This window comes from Enterococcus sp. FDAARGOS_375 (assembly GCF_002393265.1).
Lineage (GTDB): Bacteria > Bacillota > Bacilli > Lactobacillales > Enterococcaceae > Enterococcus_D > Enterococcus_D innesii.
Window position 1 is genome coordinate 731978 of the sequence record NZ_CP023515.1, and the last position, 19835, is coordinate 751812.

At 41.7% G+C, this 19835-nt stretch carries 18 protein-coding genes; 6 read left to right on the forward strand and 12 right to left on the reverse strand.

The window, feature by feature from the left end:
* Positions 1-153: 153 nt before the first annotated feature.
* Positions 154-1167 carry an acyltransferase family protein gene (locus CO692_RS04430; protein ID WP_096741660.1) on the reverse strand — a complete coding sequence of 338 codons (1014 nt, stop codon included), beginning with the start codon at positions 1165-1167 and terminating at the stop codon, positions 154-156.
* A gap of 233 nt (positions 1168-1400) precedes the next feature.
* Here CO692_RS04430 and CO692_RS04435 point away from each other — a divergent pair, with 233 nt between their 5' ends.
* Positions 1401-2192, forward strand: coding sequence for a helix-turn-helix domain-containing protein (locus tag CO692_RS04435; RefSeq protein ID WP_096741661.1), 792 nt, complete (start codon positions 1401-1403; stop codon positions 2190-2192).
* 46 nt (positions 2193-2238) lie between these two features.
* Here CO692_RS04435 and CO692_RS04440 read toward each other — a convergent pair whose 3' ends face one another.
* Positions 2239-2907, reverse strand: coding sequence for a CPBP family intramembrane glutamic endopeptidase (locus CO692_RS04440; protein WP_096741662.1), 669 nt, complete (start codon positions 2905-2907; stop codon positions 2239-2241).
* 390 nt (positions 2908-3297) lie between these two features.
* On the opposite strand from CO692_RS04440, the gene CO692_RS04445 reads away from it, so the two are divergent.
* The 4 genes from CO692_RS04445 to CO692_RS17645 all read left to right on the forward strand — a co-directional run bounded on the left by CO692_RS04445 (position 3298) and on the right by CO692_RS17645 (position 6239).
* The gene (locus CO692_RS04445) at positions 3298-4272 is read left to right on the forward strand and encodes an ATP-binding cassette domain-containing protein (protein WP_081117895.1); all 975 of its coding nucleotides are present in this window, start codon (positions 3298-3300) and stop codon (positions 4270-4272) included.
* Positions 4269-5072 (forward strand): ABC transporter permease, encoded by an 804-nt coding sequence (locus tag CO692_RS04450; protein ID WP_096741663.1) that lies wholly within the window; start codon positions 4269-4271, stop codon positions 5070-5072. The genes CO692_RS04445 and CO692_RS04450 overlap by 4 nt, the downstream gene beginning before the upstream one ends.
* Positions 5073-5077: 5 nt before the next feature.
* Entirely contained in the window at positions 5078-5851 is a 774-nt protein-coding gene (locus CO692_RS04455; RefSeq protein WP_086291731.1) for an ABC transporter permease, read from the forward strand.
* Between the two features lie 220 nt (positions 5852-6071).
* A complete protein-coding gene (locus CO692_RS17645) occupies positions 6072-6239 on the forward strand; it encodes a hypothetical protein (protein WP_005234033.1) in 168 nt (55 codons plus the stop codon).
* A 193-nt stretch (positions 6240-6432) separates the two neighbouring features.
* Here CO692_RS17645 and CO692_RS04460 read toward each other — a convergent pair whose 3' ends face one another.
* From CO692_RS04460 to CO692_RS04485, 5 genes are all read right to left on the reverse strand, one after another.
* Entirely contained in the window at positions 6433-7059 is a 627-nt protein-coding gene (locus CO692_RS04460; protein WP_096741664.1) for a restriction endonuclease, read from the reverse strand.
* A gap of 493 nt (positions 7060-7552) precedes the next feature.
* Positions 7553-7816, reverse strand: a complete 264-nt coding sequence (locus tag CO692_RS04470; RefSeq protein ID WP_005233979.1) for a type B 50S ribosomal protein L31 — start codon at positions 7814-7816, stop codon at positions 7553-7555.
* Between the two features lie 99 nt (positions 7817-7915).
* Complete coding sequence (gene rho / locus CO692_RS04475) at positions 7916-9211, reverse strand: transcription termination factor Rho (protein WP_005228301.1); 1296 nt, start codon at positions 9209-9211, stop codon at positions 7916-7918.
* Positions 9212-9213: 2 nt separating this feature from the next.
* A complete protein-coding gene (locus tag CO692_RS04480) occupies positions 9214-10473 on the reverse strand; it encodes a UDP-N-acetylglucosamine 1-carboxyvinyltransferase (RefSeq protein ID WP_005228299.1) in 1260 nt (419 codons plus the stop codon).
* A gap of 173 nt (positions 10474-10646) precedes the next feature.
* The gene (locus CO692_RS04485; protein ID WP_005228297.1) at positions 10647-11516 is read right to left on the reverse strand and encodes a class II fructose-bisphosphate aldolase; all 870 of its coding nucleotides are present in this window, start codon (positions 11514-11516) and stop codon (positions 10647-10649) included.
* A gap of 368 nt (positions 11517-11884) precedes the next feature.
* Between CO692_RS04485 and CO692_RS04495 the strand changes: the two genes are divergently transcribed.
* Positions 11885-12340 (forward strand): YehR family lipoprotein, encoded by a 456-nt coding sequence (locus CO692_RS04495; RefSeq protein WP_005228292.1) that lies wholly within the window; start codon positions 11885-11887, stop codon positions 12338-12340.
* Between the two features lie 263 nt (positions 12341-12603).
* Here CO692_RS04495 and CO692_RS04500 read toward each other — a convergent pair whose 3' ends face one another.
* The 5 genes from CO692_RS04500 to lacG all read right to left on the reverse strand — a co-directional run bounded on the left by CO692_RS04500 (position 12604) and on the right by lacG (position 19813).
* Positions 12604-14211, reverse strand: a complete 1608-nt coding sequence (locus tag CO692_RS04500; RefSeq protein WP_005228290.1) for a CTP synthase — start codon at positions 14209-14211, stop codon at positions 12604-12606.
* A gap of 526 nt (positions 14212-14737) precedes the next feature.
* Entirely contained in the window at positions 14738-16369 is a 1632-nt protein-coding gene (locus CO692_RS04505) for an arabinogalactan endo-beta-1,4-galactanase (RefSeq protein WP_096741666.1), read from the reverse strand.
* 15 nt (positions 16370-16384) lie between these two features.
* Positions 16385-18058 (reverse strand): PTS lactose transporter subunit IIBC, encoded by a 1674-nt coding sequence (locus CO692_RS04510; protein ID WP_096741667.1) that lies wholly within the window; start codon positions 18056-18058, stop codon positions 16385-16387.
* Between the two features lie 12 nt (positions 18059-18070).
* Positions 18071-18388, reverse strand: coding sequence for a PTS lactose/cellobiose transporter subunit IIA (locus tag CO692_RS04515; RefSeq protein ID WP_010749967.1), 318 nt, complete (start codon positions 18386-18388; stop codon positions 18071-18073).
* A gap of 24 nt (positions 18389-18412) precedes the next feature.
* Positions 18413-19813, reverse strand: a complete 1401-nt coding sequence (gene lacG / locus CO692_RS04520) for a 6-phospho-beta-galactosidase (RefSeq protein WP_096741668.1) — start codon at positions 19811-19813, stop codon at positions 18413-18415.
* Positions 19814-19835: the final 22 nt, after the last annotated feature.

Genomic DNA, 19835 nt, shown 5'->3' on the forward strand with positions numbered 1-19835 from the left:
TCTTTTTCAGGGATTTTTCCCACTTACTGCTGTTATTGTACTATAGGTTTTCTTGCAAAGCCTACGTCTAGGGTCTGAAATGAAGAAAAACTTAGAACTCTGCTGCTATTTAAAAAAGGCACAATTTGGTATTATCCTTGGTACAGCAATACTTTAGACGCTTTTCTTTTCATCAACTGTTTTTTTAGCAAAACCAACCGCATAGGATTTCAAACGGCTGCCCACTTTCCTCAAACTAAGAAAGGCTCCCGTTAAAGCTATCGTATAAAAGAACAACGGAAACCCTGTGAGTGAAAAAAAGACTTTCCCGGATTCCAGAAACAGCGGGTGACTCAGAAAGATCAATCGACTAGCCTCAGCTGCTTGTTTTGCTTGCCAAGTCCGCTTTTGTGGTTGCTGCTTGATCAGCCAAGCAAGGAAAAAAAGAGTCGTCGGCACAAAGAACAGCATGAAATTCTTATCGTCCCCCTGATTGAGATACACCAGTCGACCTTCAATGCCTAATAAACAAAGAGAGACCGCGAATTTTCTGCCAAGATGCTTCGTGAAAAAAGGACGTTTCTGGTGTTCACCTAAACAAAACCCGCACAGCAAAAAAAGAAACCCATAAAAAAGACCGTTTCTCGTTGTAAAAAATAGGGTCCGATAATTTTGATAAAATACCAATAAAGGTCCACTTAAATAACTGCTGTACGTTTCAAGACAGCCAATCACATACAAACTGATCGCCAGTAAAAACTGCCGCCGATAGCCAAGAAAGCGGGTTTTCCGTACTAACCACATGCCAAAGAGCAACGCTGGAAAATACCAGAGATGATACCAAATGCCTACAGTAAAAAAGCCAACAACCAAACCGATGACCCGTAATGGATCGGCAAGATTTTGCTCTCCTAAATAAAACCAGCCTAAGGGAAGATACACGATCGACCAACGCAAATATAACTTAAGTTGTCGTTTGCACCATTGCTGCCATGAACAGGTGCTCTTTTGAAAAAAATAGCCATTCAGCAGCAGAAAAAAAGGAACCGCCAAACGACATAAGAGACTCTTTAACAAAAAATGAAGCCCGTTGTTTTCCGCCAGTCGACCACAGTGAACGAGAATCACCAGTAAGGAAGCGATGAATTGGATGTAGCCAATTGGAACCATAGGTTGTTTTGTCTTCATTCAATCGTTTCTCCTTTCTCCGTCAAATTTGATCAAACATCCTTCACTTTACTGACCCTTTCTTTTTATGACCAGCACTGAAAGCTTCCAGGATAGAAAGACAGTGCAACAAGTAGAAACATTGATAAATAAAGGATGTTACCCTTTGTTGCATCGCTAATTTCATAGATCCTCGTTCGCATAGAAAAGAGTTTGCTATAATATAGAAAGAATGATGGAGGCAAAACAGACACATGGATATTGGGAAAATTATTAAAGAAGAACGCACCAAACGAAATCTCACACAAGAACAATTGGCGCAGGAATTTTTTGTCACTCGGCAACTGATTTCAAAATGGGAAAACGGCAAGAGCTATCCTGATCTAGATCAAGTAGTCAAGCTGAGCAACTATTTTGAATTGACCTTGGACTATTTATTAAAAGAAGATCAGCAGATGGTGCAAGAACTCAATCTGACCACCCACCGCAAACGAATTGGCCTCGTATTGATCGCCCTTTTGACTGTTCTCAGTATTAGCTTAAGTACGATTTTGCTGGCAGGATTTTGGATCGATCCAGTCTTTTTCACAAAAGAAGACCTAACGATCACTTCTATTAAAAAGTACCACTTGCCTGCCACTGAGATAACGAATCAGGAAACCGGACAAGTGATTCAGCTGCCTGAAGATACGGAATACTTGATCACTTATACGATCGATCGGCCATTGGTAAAAACGGGCCGTCTGTCGGGTTATAAAGAATACAGCAGCGAAAATGCCAGCCAATTAATGGCTTTTGGTCATCGCGGTTTTCATTTTGGCACGCAAACAAGTAAAATCGTCATTCGCAGCAATCGCCAAGACAATTTAGCTGCACCAGAATTAAATGCAGGCAAGGATCTTTATCTTCGTAATATGAATAAAGCACGCGCCTATCAAAAATCTGCAGCAGGTGACACATTTTCTATCGAAGACGAAGGCGATCTCCTCTTTACTGCAGAAGAACTGGAACAATTACCCTTTGAACAAGGACAACTGCCAGAGTAAACAAAAACCATCGAATCGTTTTGATCGGTGGTTTTTTGCTGACTTCTTATCCTAACAAGATCATTGCGATCGCTGCCAAGGCGTTATTGAGAAAATGCATGGCGATGGCTGTTTCTAAGCGCTTAGTTTTTACATAAATCAGCGCCATGATCAATCCCATAGCACCGTAAATTAGAAACTCGACCAGATTGGTGACGGAATGGATGATACTAAAAGCCGCCACACTTGAGATGATCCCGACTATCGGGTATTTCTTGAATAAAAGGCCGATGAATCCACCCCGGAAAACGATCTCTTCCATGATTGGCGCCGCCACGGCGATCAATAGAAAGATCAAAAGCGGATTTTCGCCTGTAAACAGTTCCCCTAACACTGCATCATTGGCGGTCGCTTCTTGATCGGAAATATGCTGCAGATACATGGTACCACCAACAGCAATAACTCGTCCTAAAACAAAGCCACCGATGATCCATAACCAGTTGCGCTTCGTTGACCAGCCAAAGTCAAAGGTGGCAAGTCCTAGCTTCCAAGCCAAATACATCATCAGGCCAATGTTTGCCAAAAGCAAGGCAATCAATCCGTAGCTCATCATCGCAGGAATCCTCGGCTCTCCGGCTTCCAAATAATAGATTTTTACCACACTGAATACGGTCATCCCTACTTGACTAAGTAAGAATAAGCCAATCAAAATAAATAAGTTCTTTACTGCTTTCATGCTCTCCTCCTTTTTTCTCATTGCATTTTGCAGGATTGGGTTACGACAAATCATGACACAGCTCATCACTTGGTTCCCCATATATCCAGAAGCAAGCCGCTATCGGCTTGTTTCTAATGATACTGAGTTTCTTCAGTATTTACAACAAATAAAAAATAAAAACAGTTATTTTGCGTATTTTATCCAATAAACCACGTTTTTTCTTTTGCTGCTCTCAAAAAAATATAAGTAATGTTTGAAAAAAGCGCTCTCTTATGCTACACTGTTCCTACTTTTGTTTGGCTGACGAACCGCTGCCCCAACCATGTTCGTTTGGACCAACTCGTTGCGAGTATTCGATTTCGAATGCTCTTTTTGTCGCGTTTGTCAAAAGAAAGTGAGTGAATCCAAATGATCCAAGTAGAACACCTCAGCAAGACCTTCCAAGTATCCAAGCGAAAAAGCGGCTTTCGCCAAGCAGCCAAAGCCTTTCTTTCTCGTGAAACCACCACCGTCCATGCGTTGCAAGACATCAGCTTTACCATCAATGAGGGCGAAATGGTTGGCTACATCGGGCCTAATGGTGCTGGAAAAAGTACCACCATCAAAATCATGTGTGGGATTTTGACCCCTGATCAAGGCGTTTGTCACATCAATGGTCGTACCCCTTGGCAAGAACGTATCCAACATGTCAAAGACATCGGCGTCGTCTTCGGTCAGCGCAGTCAACTTTGGTGGGATGTCCCCGTCAATGACAGCTTTGATTTGATCCGTGATATCTACAAAGTTGACGCTGCTAGTTATCAGCGCAACCTAGAAGAATTAGTCACCTTACTAGATTTAGGTGAGATCTTAAAAACCCCGGCTCGTTCCTTGAGTCTCGGTCAGCGTATGCGCTGTGAGATCGCCGCCTCCTTACTCCATGACCCCAAAATCTTATTTCTTGATGAACCCACCATCGGTTTAGATGCTGTATCAAAAATTGCTGTGCGTCAGTTCATCAAAAAAAGAAACCAAGAAAAAGGTACCACAGTCATCCTGACGACCCACGATATGCAAGATATCGAGGCGCTGACACAACGAATTCTGTTGATCGGCAAAGGGCAAATTTTGCTGGATGGTCGCCTCGATGAACTAAAGCATCGTTTTTCTGATGTCAAAACGCTGGAGATCGACTATCAAGGGAAGGAGCCCCATCTGCCAGAAAATGTCCAGCTGCTTCAAAAAGACGTTGGTCGCCTGGTTCTGAAGCTTGATCCCAAAGAAGTGTCAGTCGCTCAGCTGCTCAGTCTGCTCAGCAATCAAGTCGAGATCACCGATTTGGCCGTTGCCAGTATCACCGCCGAAGAAATGGTCGCCAAGCTGTATCAGGAGTATCAAATATGAGGAAGTATCAGGCATTTTTCCGCATTCGCTTTATCAATACCTTGCAATACCGCTCGGCGGCGATTGCCGGGATGGCTACACAACTAGCTTGGGGCTTGATGGAGATTCTGGCATTCCACGCCTTTTACCAAGCAGATCCTAGTGCCTTTCCCATGACCTTTCAACAAACCGTCTCCTATGTTTGGCTCCAGCAAGCCTTCTTATCCTTGTTTATGTTGTGGTTCTTTGAGGCAGAAATTTTCGATACCATCACCAAAGGGTCGATCGCCTACGAACTTGTGCGGCCGATGGATCTATACAATCGCTGGTTTTGCCAATCGGCTGCCAATCGCTTAGCAAAAGCCCTCTTGCGTTGCGGACCAATTTTTGTGATTGCTTTTTTACTACCAGCCCCTTATCGCTTGATTCTGCCAACAAACGTCGCTGCCCTGTTCTTGTTTCTTTTGTCTATGGTGCTGAGTTTAGGTGTAGTGATCGCTATGTCGCAGCTGGTCTACATCTCAACTTTTTATACATTATCCTCCATCGGGGTGCGGATCGTCATCAGCTCCATCGGTGAATTTTTAGCTGGCGGGGTCATTCCTCTGCCTTTCTTTCCGCAGCCTTTTCGCCAATTCGTGGAACTATTGCCTTTTGCTTCCATGCAAAACGTCCCGCTGCGAATTTACAATGGGGATCTGACTGGCTTTGCGCTGGTTTCCGCATTGCTCTTACAAGTCTTTTGGCTCGTACTTTTGATCGTGATCGGAAAAATTTGGCTGCATCAGGCACTCAAGCGTGTCGTTGTGCAAGGAGGTTAAGGAATATGGTTTATTGGCATTATTTTTGTATTCATATCAAAAGTCAGATGCAGTATAAAGTTTCCTTTATGTTAACTGCTTTGGGACAATTTCTAGGTTCCTTTACTGCTTTTTTAGGCATTTGGTTTATGTTTACGCGGTTTCATCAAGTGGATGGCTTTACCTTTGAGGAAGTCCTGCTTTCCTTTGCGACGGTTTTGTTTGCCTTTTCGATTGCGGAATGCTTCTTTCGCGGGTTCGATCTTTTTCCACAAATGATCAGTAATGGCGAGTTCGATCGGGCACTCGTGCGCCCCCGCTCCTTGATCTTTCAAGTCTTAGCTTCCAAAATGGAATTCTCGCGTCTCGGTCGTTTTATTCAAGCCTTGCTGTTGTTTGCTTATGCGATTCCTAATAGTGGAATTGCTTGGCATTTTGGAAATGTCCTGACTCTTTTTCTGATGATCGTCTGTGGCGCCCTCTTTTTCGCCCTATTGTTCTTAGTGTATGCCGCCATTTCCTTCTTTACGATCCAAGGACTTGAATTTATGAATATTTTTACCGATGGTGCCCGCGAGTTCGGCCGCTACCCCTTCAGTATCTACGGAAAACACGTCTTGCGTTTATTGACCTACGTCGTGCCGATGGCTTGGTTTCAGTATTATCCGTTTCTGTATGTCATTGGTCGCGTAACTAATCCTTGGTGGATCTTATCACCCTTGGTTTGTCTACTCTTTGCCTTTCCCGCCTTCTTCTTTTGGCGAGTAGGTTTGAAGAACTATATTTCTACGGGTTCGTAAGCCTCCCCCTTATTAAACATCTTGTGGGAAAAGAGCGTCACTTTATGGGTGATGCTCTTTTTTTACTTTCTAATAGTTGTGAAATTGCTTATTCGCTTTTTTGATTGCATAACTACACATATCTTATGCAGTAAATAATTATTGTTATAAAGACAAAAACTGGCTAGGAAAAGCCGCCAATCTCTGGTAAGATAAATAAAAACGTAAAAGAGGACCAGTTATGGAATATTTAGCGATTTTACTTGTTTTCTTTCTATTGAATGTAGTGATACTTGTACTTGGATTGAAGAAGAAACGAATCATGCTGCTTTTTCTGTCACTCTCTGGTTTATTGTTGGTTTGCTTGATTGCCATTTCTTACGTTTTCTTCTATTCAAATACACTTTAAGTCGTCAAAAACACGGGAAGCTGGCTACGAACCTACCGAAACAACCGGGGCTGTTTTAGTCATTACACCCGACGTATAGGACACGTTTGTTAAAATTAATTTGAGAAAAAAATGACTTTGACATAAGTCGCGAAAAAAGCGTAATGAATAACGGATATCCGTTCATTCATTACGCTTTTTTCTTGTTCTTTTCTCATGATGAATAATTAAACGAACTATACTCTCCACATGTTTCGCAGATATAGTAATAGTTGCGTTTCTTCTTATTATAAAGTTTCAACTTCTTCCCATTTTTACAACTCTTGCATTCTTCTAATTCAGTCAAGGTTTTATAACAAAATAACTCACTGATCATTTCTGGATAAAAATGCGCAAGCAGCTCAATCAGCTTTTTTCTGTCAACCAACAGTAGATTATCACCGGCTATTTCTAATGCTTGATCTGTAAAAAAATGTGTTGTGATAAAAAGCCCATTGGGAAACCCTTTGTCTGGAAAAATCCCTTTAAATGCGGCAACGAGTGGCTTACTGATCCGCTCCGTTGTCTTTTGCGGATTCCAAGCTTTACATTGGACCGCTATTGCCTTTTTATTATTAGAAAAAGCATACACATCAATACCACCATCTTTGTAACCATCGATGTTTTGGACGGTATATCCCATCTTTTGTAAAATACATTCAGCAATATAATTCAAATCCTCCGATTTACAGGTTTCTAATTGAGCCACAATCTTTTTCAATTTTTTCGGGTATGTACGTTCATTAAAGTTGCTTAGTTCTGGTAAATTAATAACTTCCTTCTTTTTCTTAAATGAAAACATGTCTCTTCCTTTCTTGATTGTTTTGGATGTGATTAGTTAAAGCTTAGCTAGTAAGTGGTCTTTAATTATGTAGAATAAAAACTGGTTCTTAAGGAGAGGAAAAATCTACTTTTCTCAAAAAAACGTTTTAATTTGATAAAATAAGTCAAAATAAGAAACTTATATAAGGATATTATTAATTTAATGATAATTTTATTTAAGCTAAAAGTCAATTGAAGCTTGAATATTCAATAACAATCGAAGGTTAAATCAAATCACTCTTGATCACTGCTTCATTTAAGAAAATTTTTAGATAGGATTCGTTATAGTGCTAATTTCCACATTCTTGTCTTACTGATCTATTGAGTCCTCTTACTTTACTTGTAACAGATTCTGAATGGTTTCTTTCGCTTTAGCAGTTGCGTGTCTATTACCTATAAAAATAAAAAAAGGTTTCCCTCGTAGAAGGGAAACCTCAGAAATGTTGCCGAAACAACATTTGCAGTTATTTGTCTTATTCTGCAGCGTTTGTGTCTTTGAGACCGTATTTTTTGTTGAAACGGTCCACACGTCCGTCTGCTTGTGTGAATTTTTGACGTCCAGTGTAGAATGGATGTGAATCAGAAGTTACTTCGACACGGATCAATGGATACGTGTTGCCGTCTTCCCACTCAACAGTTTCTTGAGAATTCTTTGTAGAACCTGATAAGAATTTGAAACCAGTAGTTGAGTCCATGAATACAACTGGATGATAATCTGGATGGATATCTTGTTTCATTTCTTCTTCTCTCCTTTGCCCTGGCTCATTTGCTTCACCAGAGTTGATTTGTCGATTTTACAACATGACTATCTTACCATGTTTGGTTTTTAGATGCAATTATCTTTTTATATTTCTTTTTTGCCGTTTGTCTCCGAAATGGACATCATGAAAAGCCGCTAAAAACTCTTCATTGTTCTTCGTTTTACGCAAGAATTGAATGAATTGTTCTGTGAACTCCAAGGAATCCCCCAACATGTTGTTGCGTAAGCGCCAGGTTTCTTCCAATTGCTCGCTGCTCATCAGCAATTCCTCTTTACGGGTACCAGATTTCTTGATGTCGATCGCAGGGAAAATCCGACGTTCTGCTAAGCTGCGAGAAAGCTGCAGCTCCATATTGCCGGTTCCTTTAAACTCTTCATAGATGACATCATCCATGCGGCTGCCGGTATCCACCAGTGCGGTGGCAAGAATCGTCAAACTGCCGCCTTCTTCAATATTGCGGGCAGCACCAAAAAATTTCTTTGGTTTGTACAAAGCAGCTGGATCGATCCCGCCACTTAGTGTACGTCCGCTTGGCGGTACCACTAAGTTGTAGGCTCTTGCCAAACGAGTGATACTATCCATCAGAATCACGACATCACGCTTGTCTTCTACCAAACGCATCGCCCGTTCTAGTACCAATTCAGAAACACGGGTATGATTGCTAGGCTGCAGGTCAAAGGTTGAAGAAACAACATCTCCTTTGACACTGCGTTCCAGATCAGTCACTTCTTCTGGGCGCTCGTCGATCAAAAGAACGATCAATTCCACCTCAGGATAGTTGTCAGTGATCCCATTGGCAATTTCTTTCAAGATACTGGTTTTCCCAGCTTTAGGCGGAGCAACGATCAGTCCCCGTTGTCCAAAACCCACTGGCGACAGCATGTCGATCATCCGAGTAGAAAGGCGTCCTGACGTTGTTTCCAATTTTAAATGACGATTCGGATAAAGCGGCGTCAACGCTGGAAAATGCGGACGCTCTTTGGCATCTTCTGGATCTTTGCCATTAACAGACTCAACGTGCATCAATCCATAATAGCGCTCAGATTCCTTGGGCGGGCGCGCCTTACCGGCGACTTTATCACCATTACGCAAACTAAACCGACGAATCTGTGATGAAGAAATATAGATATCTTCTGCACTCGGTCCGTAGTTGATTGGGCGTAAAAAACCGTAGCCTTCTTGGCCTACGATATCCAAGATTCCTTCCATATAAAAGAAGCCTTGTTTTTCCGCCTGCGCCCGTATCACAGCCAATGACAATTCTTTTTTATTCATCTGGCTGTAATAAGGAATTCGAAACTCTTTGGCAAAGGTGTAGATTTCTTTTAAGGTTTTGTTTTCCAACTCTGCCATCGTAAGATAATCGCTCATAATTACTCCTCTATCATTTGAATATCAGCTCCAAGAGCCGTTAGTTTTTCGATGATATGATCATAGCCGCGCAAAATATACTCGACATTAAAGACGCTGGTCGTGCCAGTCGCCATCAATCCGGCAATGACAAGGCAAGCTCCTGCTCGTAAATCAGAAGCGACAACTTCTGCTCCGTGCAATTGGCTCGGTCCGCTAACAAAAATCATGTTGCCTTCTGTCGTTGCTTGTGCGCCCATCCGTGCTAATTCAGGAATATGGTTGACCCGTTTGGCGTAAATCGTGTCCATGATCTCCGACGTTCCGTTTGCTTTTAGCAATAATGGTGTGATCGGCTGTTGCAGGTCTGTGGCAAATCCTGGATAAGGATAAGTTTTCACAGTCGCTGGTTTCAAGTCTTTTGAGGGATGCACATAGATTTCATCTTCGCTGATATCCATTCGCACGCCGATTTCTTCCAATTTCGCAATGTAGCTTTCTAGATGCTCATAAATCACATTTTTGACAGTAATGCCTTCCCCCGCTGCTGCGGCTAAAGAAAGGTAGGTTCCTGCTTCGATCCGGTCTGGAATGATGGAATGACGACAACCGTGCAATTCTTCCACGCCTTCGATACGAATTTCATTGGTACCTGCACCTCTGATTTTCGCTCCCATATTATTTAAAAGGGTCGCAACATCAATGATCTCAGGTTCTCGTGCGGCATTTTCAATGATCGTTTTGCCTTTGGCTTTTACTGCTGCCAGCATCACATTGATGGTTGCTCCGATGGAGACCATATCTAGGAAGATTCGTTCACCAGTCAAGCCTTCTTCTTCGGTACGCAAGTACATGGCACCATGTTCGTTGGTGACTTTTGCGCCAAGTGCTTCGAAGCCTTTAATATGCAAATCGATTGGTCGCGGGCCTAAGAAGCAGCCGCCAGGCAATCCAACGACACCTTCACCAAACTTCGCCAACAATGCCCCCATGAAATAGTAAGAAGCTCGTAGACTGTTGATTTTTCCGTTAGGCATCGGGATCGAAACGATGTTTGTCGGATCGATCTCTAGCGTATTGTTTTCAAAATGGGTCTTCACACCCATGATTTCGATAATCTCAATTAATGAGTGCACATCTTGGATGTCAGGCACTCCTTCTAAAATGACCGGTGAATCAGCTAAGATCGCTGCCGGGATCAATGCGACTGCACTGTTTTTTGCGCCGCTAATGGTGACTTCACCTTTTAAGGGACGATTGCCGTTGATGACAATTTTTTTCATGGAATTCCACCTATACTCTTTTTTAATTTATGTGTATCATTCCAATTTTAGCACAGATCACTCAAAGAAAAAAGATGCAGGATATTTTTGATCCCCGCATCAAGAATATTTTCTTGGAAAACAAAAAAACTCTTAGAATCAGTGATTCTAAGAGTTTTGATCTTTGATTAAGATTAAGCTTTACCAGCTGAACCGAACCAGTCGATGTGTTCTTCTGCATCTTTAACGATTGCAGCAACACCTGGTGCTAATAATTTACGAGGGTCGAATCCTTTACCTTCTTTATCTTTGCCAGCTTCGATGTATTCACGAGTTGCTTTAGCAAATGATAATTGGAATTCAGTATTTACGTTTACTTTAGAAACACCCATTGAGATTGCTTTTTCGATTTGGTCTTGAGGAATACCAGAACCACCGTGTAATACTAATGGTACATCAGAACCTACTGCATCAGCGATTGCTTGTAAGTGATCAAAAGCAAGGCCTTTCCAGTTTTCAGGGTATTGACCGTGAATGTTACCAATTCCGCAAGCTAGGTAATCAATACCAGTTGCAACCATTTGTTTACATTCTTCGATGTCAGCTAATTCGCCAGAACCGATGATTCCATCTTCTTCTCCGCCGATTGAACCAACTTCACACTCAACAGAAACGCCTTTTGCGTGTGCTTTTTCGACAACTTCTTTAGCCAATTTCAAGTTTTCTTCAAATGGTAAGTGAGAGCCATCAAACATAACAGAAGTGTAACCAACTTCGATACATTCCATTGCTGCATCATAATCACCGTGGTCTAAGTGGATTGCAACTGGAACAGTGATGTTCATTGAATCAACCAAGTTTGTAACGATGTCTTTAGCAACTTTGTATCCGCCCATATATTTGGCAGCACCCATTGAAGTTTGGATTAGAACTGGCGCTTTTTTCGCTTCAGCAGCTTTTAAAATCGCTTGTGTCCATTCTAAGTTGTTTGTGTTGAATCCGCCGACTGCATATCCGCCTTGACGAGCAGCTTTTAAGAATTCAGCTCCTGATACTACTGGCATAAAAAATTCCTCCTAAGTTTTGAAAAACTTTATTTGTTAAGCAATGCTTAACCGACAATGCTATTTTAGCAAAGATTTGCGGTATTTGCTACTAAAAAGAGGAATTTCTCTTTTCAAAAAAAGATTGCACAAATATAAAAATCCAGCATTTTCATCATCTTTTCTGAAAGTCTAGGATTCTGTAAGGTTTTGCTCTTCTGTCTGTGGTCGTTAGATAACAAATCGGCATGTGAAAATTCGAGAAAAATTTCACATATTTTTTCGTTATTTTATCATAATCTTCCAGCATATCCTTTCTTCTTCTCTTTTGAGCATAAGAATAGCCTTGTGAAAGCGGCTATATTATTATGTAAAAAAGGAGGGATAAAATGAAAAAAGCGCTTATTGGATTTTTGGCAGTCATCGGAGTTCTTTTCTTGGCAAGCTGTAGCTCGGGGGCCAAGGAAGAAACCAAAACATTCACAATGGATCAAAATGGGGTTTCGATGGAATTGGTCTTCACTTACGAAGGCGATAAAGTAAAAACTCAGACTGCGAACAATGTCATGCCTTATTCAGCGATCGGGGTAACGACTAAAGAAGAAGCACAAACCGTGCTTGATCCGATCGCTAAGAAGTATCAGCAAGTCAAAGGGTTGGACTATTCCCTCGACTATACAGATAGTGAAGCGACTGAATCCTTGACCATCAATTATGATGAGTTGGATTATGATTCAGCGAAACAATTGCCTGGGGTTAGTTTCGAAGGAAACACTGAAAATGGGATCAGCATGGAACGTACAGAGGAAATGCTCTTAGACCAAGGGTATAAGCTAAAAGAATAATCCTCTCTAGGCACCAGCAAATCAACATGGGTTTCCCGCTGGCGGATTTCATTCAAACTGTTAGCGAAAAAAATAATGCATAAGCCAGAAACTTCCGGTCGTTTTGACGGAAGTTTTTTGTGTGCAGAAACAGATACCTTCTACCAACGCTCTCGCAAGTTTCAACCTTTTACGGATTATTGGGATGGCGCAACTCAAAAAAACTCCCCATCTTGAGATGAGGAGTTTCGCACATTCATTCTTTGGTTTGCCGCTAGCGATTATTATGCTTGGCGGTTGTCTAATGAAGCTCCAACAAAGGCTTTGATCAAGCGTTGTGGGCGAGTTGGACGAGAAATCAATTCTGGGTGGAATTGGCAACCCACGAAGAATTTGTTTTCTGGGATCTCAACGATCTCCACCAAACGATTGTCTGGTGACACACCTGAGAAGACCATCCCGTTTGCTTCAAAGATTTCACGGTATTTGTTGTTGAATTCATAACGATGACGATGACGTTCTTGAACAACTTCTTCTCCGTCATAAGCTGCAGCTGTTTTGGTGCCTTTCTTCACTTTACATGGGTACAAGCCTAAGCGCAATGTCCCACCTAAGTTTTCGATGTTTTCTTGGTCAGCCATCAAATCAATGATGTTGTTGGCTGTTTCAGGATCTGTTTCTGCGGAATTGGCATTTTCCAAGCCAACGACATTGCGGGCATATTCCACACAAGCCATTTGCATCCCTAGACAAATCCCTAAGAATGGCACATCGTTTTCCCGAGCATATCGGATCGCTTCGATTTTTCCTTCAATCCCGCGATCACCGAATCCACCAGGAACAAGAATACCGTCTACTTCACCTAAGTAAGAATCCACGTTTTCTCGTGTGATTTCTTGGGCTTTGATCCAATCGATCTCGATGTCTGCATCAAAGGCAAAACCAGAATGTTTCAAGGCTTCGACAACTGATAGATAAGCATCTGGCAATTCCACGTATTTTCCGACTAATGCGATACGTACTTTTTTCTTCAAATTCAGTACCTTTTCTTCCAATGCTTGCCATTCAGTCATGTCAGCAGCTGGTGCAGTCAGTTTCAAATGATCACACACGATTTGATCCATGCCTTGCGCTTGCAGTGCCAATGGAATCGAATAAAGGGTCTCAACGTCACGAGATTCGATCACGGCTTCTGGTGCCACGTCACAGAATTGGGCCAATTTGTTTTTCGTTGATTGTCCTACGGGTTGTTCTGTACGAACGACCAAGATATTTGGTTGAATCCCTAAGCCGCGCAGTTCCTTCACACTGTGTTGGGTCGGTTTGGTTTTCATTTCGCCCGCTGCTTTCAAATAAGGAATCAGCGTGGTGTGGATGTACATCACATTGTCTGAACCTACGTCTGCTTTCATTTGACGCAAAGCTTCTAGAAATGGCAATGACTCAATATCCCCTACTGTACCGCCGACTTCTGTAATGATCACATCTGAATCAGTCATTTTGGCTGCCCGCATGATTTTTTCTTTGATCTCGTTGGTGATATGCGGGATCACTTGAACAGTCGCGCCTAAGTATTCTCCTTTACGCTCTTTCCGCAAAACTTCTGAATAGATTTTTCCAGTTGTTACATTTGAGTATTTGTTCAAATTGATATCGATAAAGCGTTCATAGTGACCTAAGTCTAAGTCGGTCTCTGCTCCATCATCGGTTACGAATACTTCACCATGTTGGTATGGGCTCATCGTTCCTGGATCGACGTTGATGTACGGATCGAATTTTTGAATCGTTACTTTCAAGCCGCGATTTTTCAACAGACGTCCTAATGATGCTGCTACGATCCCTTTACCAATAGAAGAAACCACACCGCCGGTTACAAAAATATATTTTGTCATAAACTGAAAAACTCCTTTAATCTATTTTACAGGAAAAGCATTTAGAAAATAATAAAAGCTCCCTATCCATAAATGAATAGGGAGCGAAAATTCTAAATCACTTTCTGACTCTTGTAAAGAGTGCCCAAACAGAATGATACATTCTCACCTAGCAAATGTCAAGAAAACTTTATCTGATTTTTTCAGAAAGAAAACGAGGTTTCCAGACAAAGCACTTTACTTATCGATACAGCTGGTTCCTTCTTTTTCACGACTAAGTTCTATGGTTATTCTTTCTTAAACAACCTTCATGTTTTCTGCACAACTTTTTGCAAATTTTTCATTGCTTCTTACGAAATCGTTGAACTCTCTTTGGCATAATACAAAGTGTAGATGAAGTCTGGCGCTTTACTCGTTTTGGTAAAAATGATCGGAACGTATTTCTGGTTATTTTTGGCAAAGACGAGGTGCAGGTTCGATTCCTGCCTTCTACGCTAGTGATGCGGTTAAAAGGAAGCTCTGAGGATCAATCGCAGCAATCCTTAAATTATTGTTTCACCAATGAAACAAAATCAACGTTCGTCCAAGCATTTGCTGATGCCTTGCTGTAAACCCCGATTTCACAAACACCTGTTGTAATTGGAATGTCTTTGATTGTAATTTTTGTCCATTCACTTGTTTTATCAACCGCAGTATTTAGTTCCGCTCCACCATAATTTTTGATATATAACTGATTGGTATCAAACTCTCCCCCAGACATTACGTAGGCACTCAATGTGTAAGTTCCATCGCTGATGCCACTAACATTTTGATAAGCTGATGCCTCGTAAGCTTGGTCCTGCCAAAAAGTTAATTTGTAGTCTCCAAAAAAAGTCCCAGCTTCCGTTTTGATCGTACCTTCAGCTGTTCCTTGTTGAAACCACGTTTGCCAATCGGAAGGACTGGTCGTTGGTCCATCGCTCTCGAAACTTGCATTTTTAACCAGATTTGTTTGCGCCCCTGCTTGTTTAAACGCACGCAAGCTTGGCAAGGCGTTTCCAGCAAAATCAAACATCGCCTGGTTGTCCCATTCGTTTCCCATAGTAGATTGAACACCGAGATAATTCATACCTGCTTGTGTTGCCCAACTCACGTTTCCGTTGTACCAAAGAGGTTCCCAATAAAAGAAGCCCGCCCCGCGATCATTCGGCACCGCTTGAATACGATCGGCTAGATCCAGCAAATACTCTGCTTGTCCTGACGGTGTTGGTTCATATCCCCCCGCCGCTGCTTCGGCTTCGCCAAAGGCATTTGGCATAGTATCTGCATTCGCTGTTGTATGCCCATAAGCTGTTTCAACTACGATCACTTCTTTGCCATACCGTTGACTGATCGTATTCATATTGGTTTGAAGTTCATTCATTGAACCGTGCCAATACGGATAATACGATACTCCAATTAAATCAAATGACACACCCCGACTGGTGATTTCATCAAACCACCAAGTAAATGCTCCTGTATCGCCACCATCAGCTAAGTGGAGCATTACTGGAGTTGTTTTAGGTTGAGTGTCTCGAACAGCTTGGACACCAGACTTCAAAAAAGTAGCTAATCGATCAAACTCTCCCCCGTCTTCTCCCCAAGACTTGCCATAAGGCCAGAGCATGCCACTATTCAGTTCATTGCCGATCTGAACCATATCAGGATAAACGTCTAGCTGCTTCATTTCCGACAGAACGTTCTTTGTATAGTCATACAATGCCGTATTCATTTCTTCAAAGGTCAGATCTTGCCACGCTTTAGGAACATTCTGTTTCCCAGGATCAACCCAAAAATCACTGTAATGGAAATCTAGCAACACGTTGAGTCCAAGACTTTTTGCTCGTTTTGCAAGGGCAATCGTCGTTTCCAGATCATTTGTCCCTGCCCCATAACTTTCTCCGTTACTATTATAAGGATCCTGCCACAAACGCAGTCGAACATAGTTGACACCATTATTTTTTAGAATCTCTAAGGCATCTTTTGAAATACCATCTTCATAATATTTTGCACCAGATTTTTCCATATCTGACAAGATTGAAATATCTGCTCCGCGAATAAACTCGCTGGCAGATGCTTCAACTGTTTTTGAAACAGCCCCCAAAGTCCCTATCACAGCTGCAAATAAAGCGACTTTACGCAACCAAGCTCCCTTTTTCATTCATTTGCTCCTCCTTTATTGAAATTGGTTCAGAATAAATTGAACGGCTTTTTCAGGATCTCTCGTTAATCCGATATATTCTGCTCCTTTTGTCGCAACCAGCTTGATTCCTAAGCGATCGGTATCTTCTTTGATATCATCATAATAAGAATTGACTTGCGGTGCTAAGACCACCATATCAAAATCCTGCAGCATTTCGTAATGAGAACCATAAGCACCCGCCATTGCACTGATCGGTGCTTTCGATTCAGATGCGCCTTCTTTTAAAGCATTAGCTAACATCGCACTTGTCCCTGCTCCAGCACAAAGCACCAACACATTGATTTCTTTATTTGTATCGCTGATAATTTGTCTCGCTGCCACAGGTACTTCCTCACGTATAGCAGCAGAAGCGCCTTCTTCGGTTGCGATCACTTCCGCTTTTTGTGCTTCTTGCTCTACTAAAACAGCATCGTATGCTTTACAAAATGGTAGATAGATTAGGAAGTCAACGACGATTAGAACCGCTGCTAAAACAAAGGCTAACACCCCCATGCCCGTTCCTAGAACCAAACCGATCGGTGCCGGAGTTGCCCAAGGTAAAACGTACATAAAACTGTTCATGCCTAGCACATCGACAAAAAACTTAAATAAGCAAACGTTTACAACTGGTGTTAACAAAAACGGAATGAAAAAATAAGGATTCAAAATCATGGGTGCTGCAAACAACAATGGTTCATTGACAGCAAAACTTACTGGAATAAAGGAAGCTTTCCCGACTGCCTTCAATTGTTTAGACTTAGCAAAGAGTAAGAAGATAAAAGGAACGACCAATGTGGCCCCAGTTCCTCCCATAGTTCCTACAAAATTTCCTAAACCGACTGTCAGTACTTTTGAAGCTTGCTCACCGGAATTGAACAATTGCAGATTGGTTTCCACATTGGCATAGATAATTGCTGCAATTGCTGGTTCCACGATCGACGGTCCGTGAACACCGACAAACCAAAATAGCGCCATCGCTCCCCAGATAATAGCAATTCCTAAATAACCGTCGGCTGCTGTGAATAATGGCTGCAGCACAGTAATGATTGCTTCTGCAAATGAGATTTGGAAAATTTGCCGAATACCTAAATCAATTAAAACGGCCGCAAATACTGAAAAAGAGAAAGGAAAAATATCTCGGAAGGTTTGCGAAATCGTACCAGGAACTTCTTTAGGCATCTTAATGGTAATATCTTTCAGCACACAAAACTTATATAAATTAACTGTTAAAAATGCAGCGACAAAGGACGCCAATAGCCCCTTTGTCCCCATGTATTCCGTTGAAAATCCGCCTTCGATCGGAGAGACGCTTAACAACAGGAAACTTACCACAGAAGCCAGCATCACAGAAGTCGTGTTGATTACTTTGTTTTCCGGTAAGCGGCGATTCATCGAATCAGCCAAGCAGCGAGCAGTGGTTGCTGAAACAAGTAACCCTACAACCCCCATCGAATAATTATAGACTTTCCACAACCAAGTGGAGACAGCTTCAGGCCATTGGTAACCAAAAATCTCAGGAACCGCAGCAATCAAAATGAATATGCTTGAGAATAAAATAGCCGGCATCGCTGTTAAAAATCCGTCACGAACGGCTCCCAGATAACTATTGCGTGAGATTTTTTCAAAGAACGGTTTCCCTTTTTCGATTTGTTTAATGATTCCATCCATAGCGTTCTTCTCCTATCCTTGATTCTGCTTGTACAGTGCAATAAAGTCTTGAATCAGATCTCTCAGCAACAAAGTGGTCATTAAATGGTCCTGTCCATGGATAAAAATGAATCCCATCTCCATCTCTTTTCCCGATGCTTCTTCCGCTAAAATTTTCGTTTGCGAATTGTGTGCAAGGGTTAAATTTTCGTCGGCTTCTTTCAGTGCTGAATCAACATGCTCAAAGTTCCCTTGTCTTACTTCTTTCAATAATTTCAATAATGTACTGCGAGCGTCCCCTGAATAAGCAACGATCTCAAAACCAAGCATTTGTAATTCCTCTTTATTCATCTTTTCTTCCCCCATTATTACTTATTAAATAATCGTTTTGGTTTCACTAACTAATTTGTACCAGTATGCTGACTCTTTCGGGTAACGCTTCTGGGTTTCAAAATCAACATAAAACAAGCCATACCTTTTGTTATACCCATTTGTCCATGAGAAAAGATCCATAAGCGACCACAAAAAATATCCCTTCACATTTACCCCAGCTGTTATCGCCTTGCTTAAGGATTCCAAATAGACTCTCAAATAGTCGATTCTCGGCTGATCCATAATGATGCCATCTTCAAACTGGTCTTTATACCCCATGCCGTTTTCAGTGATATAGATTTTGTTGTAATGCGGGTAATCGCTTTTAATTCGCAACAACAAGTCATAAAGCCCTTCTGGATAAATCAGCCAGTCCCAATCTGTTCGAGGAATTCCTTCTTTATAAATGCGTTCTCCGATCCCCTTCACTTTATAAACAGAGGTCCCTTTTTCACCCGTGCCATTATGATGGATCGCGTTTTCTCCATCGTAAGCTTTGACAAAATGGCATTGGTAGTGATTGATCCCTAAATAGTCATTACGCGTGGAGGCTTTTTTCAATTCGACAAAATCTTCTTCAGGAAAATGATAGCTGGCCTGATTTGCTTCACATATCTCATCAAGAGCAGTCAAGGTTTCAGTTGAATAATAGCCTAAATAAGTAGCATCTAATAAGAAGCGGATCGACAATGCATCGTCTAAAAAGGCTGCATGCTTATCTTCTGGAGCATCTGTTGCCGCATATTTCGTCTCCAATGAGTGAACGACACCGATTTCGCCTGGAAGTTCGTTTTCTTTGAAATAGTTCACTACACGTGCATGGGCAACCATCATACTATGAAGACAGGCGATGATTTTTGTAAAATCATATTTGATTCCTGGCGGGAAAACGCCTAACAAATATTGATTGGTCGCAACAGGATAGATTTCATTAAAGGTACTCCACACTTTCACTTCTTTGAATTCATGAAAACAAAAAATGGCATAGGAAACGAATGCTTCTATTGTTTCTCGATTCAAAAAATCTCCCTGGTCAAACAAACGTTTAGGGGTATCAAAATGATGCAATGTCACAAACGGCGTTACGTTTCTTTTCGCACATTCTTCGAACACACGATGATAAAAAGCGATTCCTTCTGGGTTCGGTTCCCCATCACCATCAGGAAAAATTCGACTCCATGCAATGGATAATCTTAGCCCATTCACACCAAATCGTTCACACAATTCAATATCCTTTGCATATTGATGATAAAAATCACTTGCCGGATCGGGACTGAATCTACCCTGTTCCTCTAAAAAATCATCCCAAGCAACAGCGCCTTTGCCGCCTTCCTTAGTGGCTCCTTCAACCTGATAGGCTGCTGTGGCTCCACCAAAAATAAAATCTTCTGGTAATTTAAGCATGTACATCTCTCCTCAAATCTAT

Excerpts from the sequence above, each read along its gene's own strand:
- CO692_RS04430 (WP_096741660.1), bottom strand. The coding sequence starts at position 1,167 with ATGAAGACAAAACAACCTATGGTTCCAATTGGCTACATCCAATTCATC.
- CO692_RS04435 (WP_096741661.1), top strand. The coding sequence starts at position 1,401 with ATGGATATTGGGAAAATTATTAAAGAAGAACGCACCAAACGAAATCTC.
- CO692_RS04440 (WP_096741662.1), bottom strand. The coding sequence starts at position 2,907 with ATGAAAGCAGTAAAGAACTTATTTATTTTGATTGGCTTATTCTTACTT.
- CO692_RS04445 (WP_081117895.1), top strand. The coding sequence starts at position 3,298 with ATGATCCAAGTAGAACACCTCAGCAAGACCTTCCAAGTATCCAAGCGA.
- CO692_RS04450 (WP_096741663.1), top strand. The coding sequence starts at position 4,269 with ATGAGGAAGTATCAGGCATTTTTCCGCATTCGCTTTATCAATACCTTG.
- CO692_RS04455 (WP_086291731.1), top strand. The coding sequence starts at position 5,078 with ATGGTTTATTGGCATTATTTTTGTATTCATATCAAAAGTCAGATGCAG.
- CO692_RS17645 (WP_005234033.1), top strand. The coding sequence starts at position 6,072 with ATGGAATATTTAGCGATTTTACTTGTTTTCTTTCTATTGAATGTAGTG.
- CO692_RS04460 (WP_096741664.1), bottom strand. The coding sequence starts at position 7,059 with ATGTTTTCATTTAAGAAAAAGAAGGAAGTTATTAATTTACCAGAACTA.
- CO692_RS04470 (WP_005233979.1), bottom strand. The coding sequence starts at position 7,816 with ATGAAACAAGATATCCATCCAGATTATCATCCAGTTGTATTCATGGAC.
- rho (WP_005228301.1), bottom strand. The coding sequence starts at position 9,211 with ATGAGCGATTATCTTACGATGGCAGAGTTGGAAAACAAAACCTTAAAA.
- CO692_RS04480 (WP_005228299.1), bottom strand. The coding sequence starts at position 10,473 with ATGAAAAAAATTGTCATCAACGGCAATCGTCCCTTAAAAGGTGAAGTC.
- CO692_RS04485 (WP_005228297.1), bottom strand. The coding sequence starts at position 11,516 with ATGCCAGTAGTATCAGGAGCTGAATTCTTAAAAGCTGCTCGTCAAGGC.
- CO692_RS04495 (WP_005228292.1), top strand. The coding sequence starts at position 11,885 with ATGAAAAAAGCGCTTATTGGATTTTTGGCAGTCATCGGAGTTCTTTTC.
- CO692_RS04500 (WP_005228290.1), bottom strand. The coding sequence starts at position 14,211 with ATGACAAAATATATTTTTGTAACCGGCGGTGTGGTTTCTTCTATTGGT.
- CO692_RS04505 (WP_096741666.1), bottom strand. The coding sequence starts at position 16,369 with ATGAAAAAGGGAGCTTGGTTGCGTAAAGTCGCTTTATTTGCAGCTGTG.
- CO692_RS04510 (WP_096741667.1), bottom strand. The coding sequence starts at position 18,058 with ATGGATGGAATCATTAAACAAATCGAAAAAGGGAAACCGTTCTTTGAA.
- CO692_RS04515 (WP_010749967.1), bottom strand. The coding sequence starts at position 18,388 with ATGAATAAAGAGGAATTACAAATGCTTGGTTTTGAGATCGTTGCTTAT.
- lacG (WP_096741668.1), bottom strand. The coding sequence starts at position 19,813 with ATGCTTAAATTACCAGAAGATTTTATTTTTGGTGGAGCCACAGCAGCC.